Raw genomic sequence first — 7,477 nt, 5'->3', positions numbered from 1 at the left:
CGACCAGGAAGAGCGCGGACTTGAACAGGGCGTGGCTCAGCAGCAGCGCGGCACCGGCGAGCGCGGCGTCGCGGGTGCCGTAGCCGAGGACGACGGCGAGCAGGCCGAGCTGGCTGACCGTGCCGAAGGCGAGGATGCGCTTGAGGTCCGTCTCGCGCAGCGCCTGGTACCCGCCGAGCAGCATCGTGAACGCCCCGAGCGAGATGACGATCGGGCGCCACGTCGGTGCGGCGGCGAACACCGGCGCGAGGAGGGCGATGAGGTAGATGCCTGCTTTCACCATCGCGGCGGCATGCAGGTAGGCGCTCACCGGCGTCGGCGCAGCCATGGCGCCGGGCAGCCAGAAGTGGAAGGGGAAGATGGCCGACTTGCTCAGCGCGCCGATGAGCAGGAGGACGAGCGCCGCGTCCACAACCGGCCCGGCCGGGGCATCGGCGAGGATCGTCGAGATGCTCGAGGTGCCGGCCTCGACGACCATCAGCACGACCCCGATGAGCATCACGAGGCCGCCGAGCGTCGTCACCAGCAGCGCCTGCAGCGCGGCACGACGGCTCGCGGCGCGGCGGTTGTAGTACCCGATGAGCAGATACGACAGCACGCTCGTGACTTCCCAGAACATCACCAGCACGACGAGGTCGTCGGTGAGGACGAGTCCGTACATCGCTCCCGCGAAGGCGAGCAGCACCGCGGAGAACTGCCCGAGACCCTCGTTCTTGCCACGGAAGTACCAGCGGCAGTAGAGAATCACGAGGGCGCCCACGCCCGTGACGATCAGCGTCATGAGCCACGACAGGGTGTTCATGCGCATCGACAGCTCGATGCCGAGCGGCGTGATCCAGTCGTACGACTCGAACGGATAGGCGCCGGCGAGCACGGCGGGCGTGGCCGCGGCGGCCTGGATGAACGCGGCGATCGGCAGCAGCGCGGCGACGTAGAACGCGCGCGCACCGATGTGCCGGACGAGCCACGGCAGCACCAGCGGAACGATCGCGAACGCGCCGAGGAGGAGCAGCATGGGCGGCCTCCTCGTGGTCGTCGGCCGGGGGCTCACGCGCGCGGCACGGGCGATCAGGGTGTCGGGGTCCAGTCTACCGGCGCGCCCCGGCCGCCGGTCCCGTCCGTGCCAGAGTGGACGACGTGGCAGCCGCTCCCGCCCCGTCCCGCACGACGTCGTGGGCGCGCGAGTCGATGGGCGTCGCGGCGGCCGTCGCCGTCGCGATCGCGACGGTGGCCGTCGTGGCCTCGACCCCGCGGGTGGAGCTCCTGCTGCGGGACGGCGACTCGCTCGTGACGACGCTCGTCCTGCGATCCCTGTCGTCGGGACAGCCCCAGGACTGGGCGATGTCGTCCGTGCTGTTCCTGCCCGAGACAGCGGTGCTGGGGGCGCTCGCGCTCGTGGGCCTGGGCATCGAGGCGACCCTCCTCCTCGCCGCCGTGGTGAACCTCGTCGCGCTGTATGGCGCGCTGCGGCTCGCGGCAGGCGCCCGGCGCCCGGGCAGCGCACCCGTCGCCGCCTCGCTCCTCGCCCTGGCCGGGTTCGCCGTACTCGCCGCGCTGGAGGCATCCCCCGATCGCAGCGCGCTCGAGCCCGCCTCGCTCCTGCTCACCACGACCTACTACAGCGCGACGGTGATCGCCGCCGTCGTCGCCGTGGGCCTCGTGCGGCGCGGACTCGACGCGCCGCGTCGGCGGGTGCATCTGTGGGTGCTCGCCGGGGTGGCCGCGGCATCCGTCCTCACCAATCCGCTGTTCGCGGCCTGGGTGACCGTGCCGCTCGCCCTCGTGCTGGCCGCGGCGGCCGTCCTTCTGCGTGCGCTCTCTCCGTTCGCGACAGGTGCAGATGTCCGGCGAGCGGCATGGATGCTGCTGCTGGCCCTCGCCGCGGGCACGGCCGCGGGCTTCGCGGCGCGCATTCCCCTCGCGCACCTGATCGCCACGTCCGGCGCCGGCTACGCGGATCCCCCGAGGTGGCTCGATTCGCTGACGTACTACGCCGGGCTCGCCGCCGATCAGCTCGTCGAGCCCGCGGGCGTCGTCGCGGGAGTCGTCGGCCTCGCCCTGTGGGCGTGGTGCGTGATCGCGTCAGTCCTGCTCGCCCGCCGCGCGCTGATCGGGCCGGCGGTCGTCGCGGCGTTCGGCTGGGTCGTTCCCCTGCTCGTCGTGGTCGGCGCGGTCGTGCTGGGCACCCAGGCCGCCCGCTACCTGCAGCCGATCGCGTTCGCCCCGGTGCTCGGGCTGGTCGTGCTGCCCGAGCTCGTGCAATGGCGCGCGCGAGCGGGAACAGCCGTCCTCGCAGGCCTCTCGACCGCGGGGCTCGTGGCTGCGGCCGGGCTCGGCATCCCGCGTCTGGCGGGACTGGCGGACGCGCCCGAGCGCGACCTCGCGTGCGTCGTGGAGTGGACGGATGCCTCGGGCCGCACCGGAGCGGGTCAGTTCTGGACCGTGCGGCTGCCGAAGGCGCACGCGGCCGACCCGCGCTCGCTCGTGCAGGTCGATCACGACCTGCGGGGCTACGCCTGGCTGGTGAACCGCGACGACTTCGAGGTGGGCGAGGTGACGTTCCTCGTGCTCGATGACGCCAGCGCGCCGTTCGCGCTTCCCGGCGGGATCACGGAAGCGGATGCCTCGGGCGTGGTCGACTGCGGCCGCTGGACGATCCTCGACTTCGGCGATCGGCCGCTGCCGCTCGGCCCGCAGCGGTCCTAGCCGGCGCGCGGCGGGGCCGTGGTGTTGCCCTCGCGGAACTCGCACGTGAACCGGATGGAGGCGGCATCCGCCCCGTCGAGCATCGCCGCGACCGCCTGCCCGGCGGCGCGTCCCTTGTCGGCCGCGGGCTGGACGAGAGTCGTGAGCTCGTAGGGCGCGAGGCCGTCGACGACGATGCCGTCGAAGCCGGTGACGCTGACGTCCTCGGGCACCCGGAGCCCGACCTCTTCCGCGGCGCGGATCACTCCGGCGGCGAGCAGGTCGCTCTGCGCGATCACGGCCGTCGGGCGCGTCGCCGCGTCGGCGAGGATCACGCGGCCGGCGGCGAGCCCCTCGTCGATGAAGCTCCCGGCGGCGGCGTAGGCCGGGGCATCCGGATAGACCTCCAGTGCCCCCGCGAGGCGCTCGCGCGTGACGTCGATCGTGATCGCGGTGCCGTCGAGAAGCCAGCCGGCGTCCCACCCGGCGCGCGCGGGAAGGGTCACCACGGCGACCCGGCGGTGGCCGAGCGCCCGCAGGTGGCTCGCGGCCTGCCGCTGGGCTTCGCGGTTGTCCAGGCCGATGCGCGGCACGTCGTCCCCGGCGTCGCCTTCGACCACGACGACCGGGATGCCCCGTGCCCGGACCGCGTCGAGGGACTCGCGCAGGTGTCCGCTGCAGCCGACGAGGACGGCGGCGTCGAGCGGCGCCGTCATGAGGGAGGCGGCCGTCCCGCTCTCGGACGGATCGTGGTCCCGGAGAAGGAGCAGCCCCGCGCCGAGCGGCGCGACGGCGTCGGACAGCCCGTCCATCATGAGCGTCTTGACCGGGTCGAGGAACGCGGTGCCGAGATGCTCCTCGAACACGACGCCCACGATGCCCGAGCGACCCCGGCGCAGCGAGGCCGCGCGCGGGTCGGGACCGGTGTAGCCCAGGGCGGATGCAGCGTCCAGGACGCGGCGCCGCGTGGCGTCCGAGACCGGCGTCTTGCCGCTGAACACCACGGACGCCGTCGACGGCGAGACCCCCGCCTCTCGGGCGACGTCGGAGATCGTGGCGCGGCGCGTGCTCATCGGCATCGATGCTACCGCTTGGGGTTCTGGGCGTCGAATCGATTCGACAGGACCGATCGGCAGGCGTTACCGTGGAGGGGTGGACACGCTTCTCACCCGCTCCCAGCTCGTCAACTGGCGGACCGCTGTCTTCACGATCTTCTTCGTCACCGGGCTCGGCTTTGCCTCGTGGGCCGCGCGGCTGCCGGCGGTCAAGCGCGACCTCGGCATCAACGACCTCCAGATCGGCATCCTGCTCTTCATCTCGGGCGCCGCGGCGATCGTCGGCCTTTCGCTGGCGAACGTGCTGGTGGTCCGCTGGGGCGCACGCCGCGGCATGCTCGCGACCATCATCGCGTTCTCGCTCGGCGTCGCCGTCGTCGGACTGGGCGTGCAGTTCCTCGAGTCCTATGCGGTCACGGCCATCGGCCTCGCGCTCATGGGCATGGGCATGAGTGCGACCGACGTCATGATGAACGTCGAGGCGGCCGCCGTCGAGCAGGCGTTCGAACGCACGCTGATGCCGCTCTTCCACGCGTTCTTCAGCCTCGGCACGGTCGCCGGTGCGGGCATCGGCGTGCTCATGGCGGCCTGGAGCATCGGGGTCGCCTGGCACCTGTGGGTGGTGGGGGTCCTGGTGCTCGGCGCGGGTCTCTTCGCGCTGCGCGCCATCCCGGTCCGCGAGACGATGCACGACGACCCGGCCACCCCGGCGAACCGCCGCGAGCGCTTCGCCGAGACCCTCGCGGTGTGGCGCGATCCCCGCACCTACGCGATCGGCGCGATCATGCTCGGCATGGCGTTCGCCGAGGGGAGCGCGAACGACTGGCTCACGATCGCGATGGTCGACGGCCACGACCAGACCGAGGCGGTCGGCGCGATCGCGCTCACGGTGTTCTCGGTCTCGATGACGGTGTTCCGCATCCTCGGCGGCCCGATCGTCGACCGCATCGGCCGGGTGTGGACGCTCCGCGTCCTCGCCATCGCCGCGGGCATCGGTCTCATCATGTTCATCCTCGCGCCGAACCTGCCGATCGCCTTCGTGGGCATCGCGCTGTGGGGCGCGGGCGCCTCGCTCGGCTTCCCGCTGGGGATGTCGGCCGCAGCCGACGATCCGGCCAAGGCCGCGGCATCCGTCTCCGCCGCCGCCACGATCGGATACCTCGCGTTCCTCTGCGGCCCGCCGATCCTGGGATGGATCAGCCACGAGATCGGCATCCTGCCGACACTGTGGATCATCGTCGGCCTCATCGCGCTGTCGGGGCTCGCGTCGGGCGCCGCCAAGCCCATCGCCGGGTCGAAGGTCGGCGCGGGGCACGCCCACCACTGACCCGGGGCTAGGCTCATCGGGTGCGTCTCGTCATCGCCCGCTGCTCCGTGGATTACACCGGGCGGCTCACCGCGCATCTGCCGCTGGCAACGCGTCTGCTCGTGCACAAGGGCGACGGCTCGCTGCTCGTGCACTCCGACGGCGGCTCGTACAAGCCGCTCAACTGGATGAGCCCGCCGTGCCGCCTGGACGTGGAGGTTCCGGATGCCGATTCCGCCGCCGCCGGAGTGCTCGAGCACTGGCGCGTGACGCACGCCAAGACCGGAGACGCGCTCCTCGTGCGCATCTACGAGGTGCTCCACGACTCGTCGCACGAACTCGGGATCGATCCCGGCCTGCAGAAGGACGGGGTCGAGGCCGACCTGCAGCGCCTGCTCGCGGAGCAGGTCGACGTGATCGGCGACGGGCTCACGCTCGTGCGCCGCGAGTTCCCGACGGCGATCGGCCCGGTCGATCTGCTGCTGCGCGACCCCGCCGGCGGCACGATCGCCGTCGAGGTCAAGCGGCGCGGCGACATCGACGGCGTCGAGCAGCTGACGCGCTACCTCGAGCTGCTCGGACGCGACCCGCACCTCGCCCCGGTGACCGGGGTGTTCGCCGCCCAGGAGATCAAGCCGCAGGCCAAGGTGCTCGCCGCCGACCGCGGCATCCGCTGCGTCACCCTCGACTACGAGGGCATGAAGGGCATCGAGTCCGGCGCCCCTCGCCTGTTCTGAGCCCCGGCCTCCGCTCCCCCTCCGTTTGTGCGGGCGAATGCACGCCTGGCACCAGACGCGGACGTGCATTCGCCCGCACAAACGGACTGACGGCCGGCCCCATAGGCTTGACCCCATGCCGAGACGCTCACCCTGGACCTGCGTGCTGTGGGACGTCGACGGCACGATCGTCGACGCCTCCGACGGGATCCTGCGCCGGCTGACCATCGCGCTCGAGCACTTCGGGAGGCGACCGCCCACGCGCGCCGAGCTCGTCCACTGGATCGGGCCGCCGATGTACGAGTCCTTCCAGGTGAACGTCGGCATGACGCCCGCCGAGGCATCCGAGGCCGTCGCCTTCTACCGCGTGCTCGGCAAGCAGGACGGCTACACCACCGGGGCGAAGCTGTTCGACGGCGTCGGCGAGCTGATCCGGGATGTCGCGGCCGCGGGCATTCCGCAGGCCACGGCGAGCTCGAAGCCCGAGGTGCAGGTCGCAGCGCTCATGGATCACTTCGACCTGTCGCCGGCGCTCACGGCGGTCGTCGGCGCGACGCCGGACGAGAAGACCCTCAGCGCGAAGGCCGACATCGTCGCCGAGGCGCTTCGGCGCCTGGAGGCGGCGGGGGTCGACACCAGCAGGCCCGTGCTCGTGGGCGACCGTCACCACGACGTCGAGGGCGGCGCCGCGCAGGGGGTGCCCGTGATCTTCGTGCGGTGGGGTTTCAGCTGGCCGCACGAGGCGGACGGTGCGCAAGCCGCCGTGGACGACGTCGCCCAGCTGCGACGTCTGCTGCTCTTCGAGGAGACCGATGCCTGAGATCGTCGCGGAGGTCCTCGCGTGGCTCGTGCCCGCGGTGATCGTCTTCGGCGTGACGGCGATCGCCCTCGCGGTGATCGCGTGGGCCGTGCGACGCGCGCGGCGCTCCCCGCGGGCGCGCGCGGCCCCCCCCGCACCGCGCCGCCGCGCCGGCCCGGGGCTCGGGCGCCCCGCCCCCGCCGGGGGCGAGCTCGACCTCGAGGTCGGACTCTCGGGCGCCCTGTACGGGGGCGGCGCACCGACCTCCCTCCGGCGAGCGCGGCTGACGGCCCAGCACGTGCGCGACGACGCGTTCGACGAGTACCGCCGCATCAGCGCTTCCGACGTGCTGCCCGACGAGATCCGTCGTACGGCGACGCGCATCGAACGGCGTGTGAACGAGGCGCTGCGGCTGATCGCCTCCGCCCGGGCGGAGCACTCGGCCTGGGTGCTCGCGAACGTCTCGGCGGCCAGCCAGATCTCCGCGGCCCGCGCCCGCCTCGATCGGCTGCGCGAGGGCATGGGCGATCCGGCCGCTCTCGTCGCCGACCTGTCCTCGCGCTTCGCCGAGGACGAGTGGGCGGATGCTTCGCGCGCCGCGCACAACGCCGTGGCCGAGGCTGACGAGGCACGCCGTCACCTGGATGCCGCGCACGCGCAGTCCGAGGATCCCTCGCGCAGCGCGCTGGCCGAGCTCGCCGCCGCCGAGCGGTCGCTGCGCCAGGCCGAGGCAGACGCCCGCATCCTCGAGGAGTCCCACCGGCTCGTGCTGCAGGCGGCGCAGGCGGTCCCCGACGAGCTCGAGGCGGCCCGCACGGCGCTGCGCCAGGCCGGCGTCACGCGGGAGCACCTCGACGCCGCCGATGCCGACCGCCTCGGCGCCGAGCTGCGCGCGCTGCACGCGGACCTCGAGACC

7 protein-coding genes are annotated in these 7,477 nt (G+C 73.0%); 5 read left to right on the top strand and 2 right to left on the bottom strand.

Annotated features, from left to right (window positions below):
* The coding region (locus ACE3O1_RS13790) for a proton-conducting transporter membrane subunit (protein WP_374315986.1) at positions 1 to 1,015 on the bottom strand (1,015 nt) is incomplete at its 3' end.
* A 122-nt stretch (positions 1,016 to 1,137) separates the two neighbouring features.
* Between ACE3O1_RS13790 and ACE3O1_RS13785 the strand changes: the two genes are divergently transcribed.
* Entirely contained in the window at positions 1,138 to 2,706 is a 1,569-nt protein-coding gene (locus ACE3O1_RS13785) for a hypothetical protein (protein WP_374315985.1), read from the top strand.
* Here ACE3O1_RS13785 and ACE3O1_RS13780 read toward each other — a convergent pair.
* Complete coding sequence (locus tag ACE3O1_RS13780) at positions 2,703 to 3,758, bottom strand: LacI family DNA-binding transcriptional regulator (protein WP_374315984.1); 1,056 nt, start codon at positions 3,756 to 3,758, stop codon at positions 2,703 to 2,705. The two genes, ACE3O1_RS13785 and ACE3O1_RS13780, sit on opposite strands and share 4 nt — an antisense overlap.
* Positions 3,759 to 3,837: 79 nt before the next feature.
* Between ACE3O1_RS13780 and ACE3O1_RS13775 the strand changes: the two genes are divergently transcribed.
* From ACE3O1_RS13775 to ACE3O1_RS13760, 4 genes are all read left to right on the top strand, one after another.
* Positions 3,838 to 5,067, top strand: coding sequence for an MFS transporter (locus tag ACE3O1_RS13775; RefSeq protein ID WP_374315982.1), 1,230 nt, complete (start codon positions 3,838 to 3,840; stop codon positions 5,065 to 5,067).
* 20 nt (positions 5,068 to 5,087) lie between these two features.
* Positions 5,088 to 5,783 (top strand): endonuclease NucS, encoded by a 696-nt coding sequence (nucS, locus tag ACE3O1_RS13770; RefSeq protein ID WP_374315980.1) that lies wholly within the window; start codon positions 5,088 to 5,090, stop codon positions 5,781 to 5,783.
* A gap of 115 nt (positions 5,784 to 5,898) precedes the next feature.
* A complete protein-coding gene (locus ACE3O1_RS13765; protein WP_374315978.1) occupies positions 5,899 to 6,582 on the top strand; it encodes an HAD hydrolase-like protein in 684 nt (227 codons plus the stop codon).
* Positions 6,575 to 7,477, top strand: a 903-nt coding sequence (locus tag ACE3O1_RS13760) for a hypothetical protein (RefSeq protein ID WP_374315976.1), incomplete at its 3' end; no start/stop codon positions are given. The genes ACE3O1_RS13765 and ACE3O1_RS13760, both read left to right, overlap by 8 nt.

The organism is Microbacterium sp. (assembly GCF_041909575.1).
In the GTDB taxonomy this organism is placed as follows: Bacteria; Actinomycetota; Actinomycetes; order Actinomycetales; family Microbacteriaceae; genus Microbacterium.
Note: the sequence above shows the minus strand (reverse complement) of the source record. Positions and strands in the feature narration are given on the sequence as shown.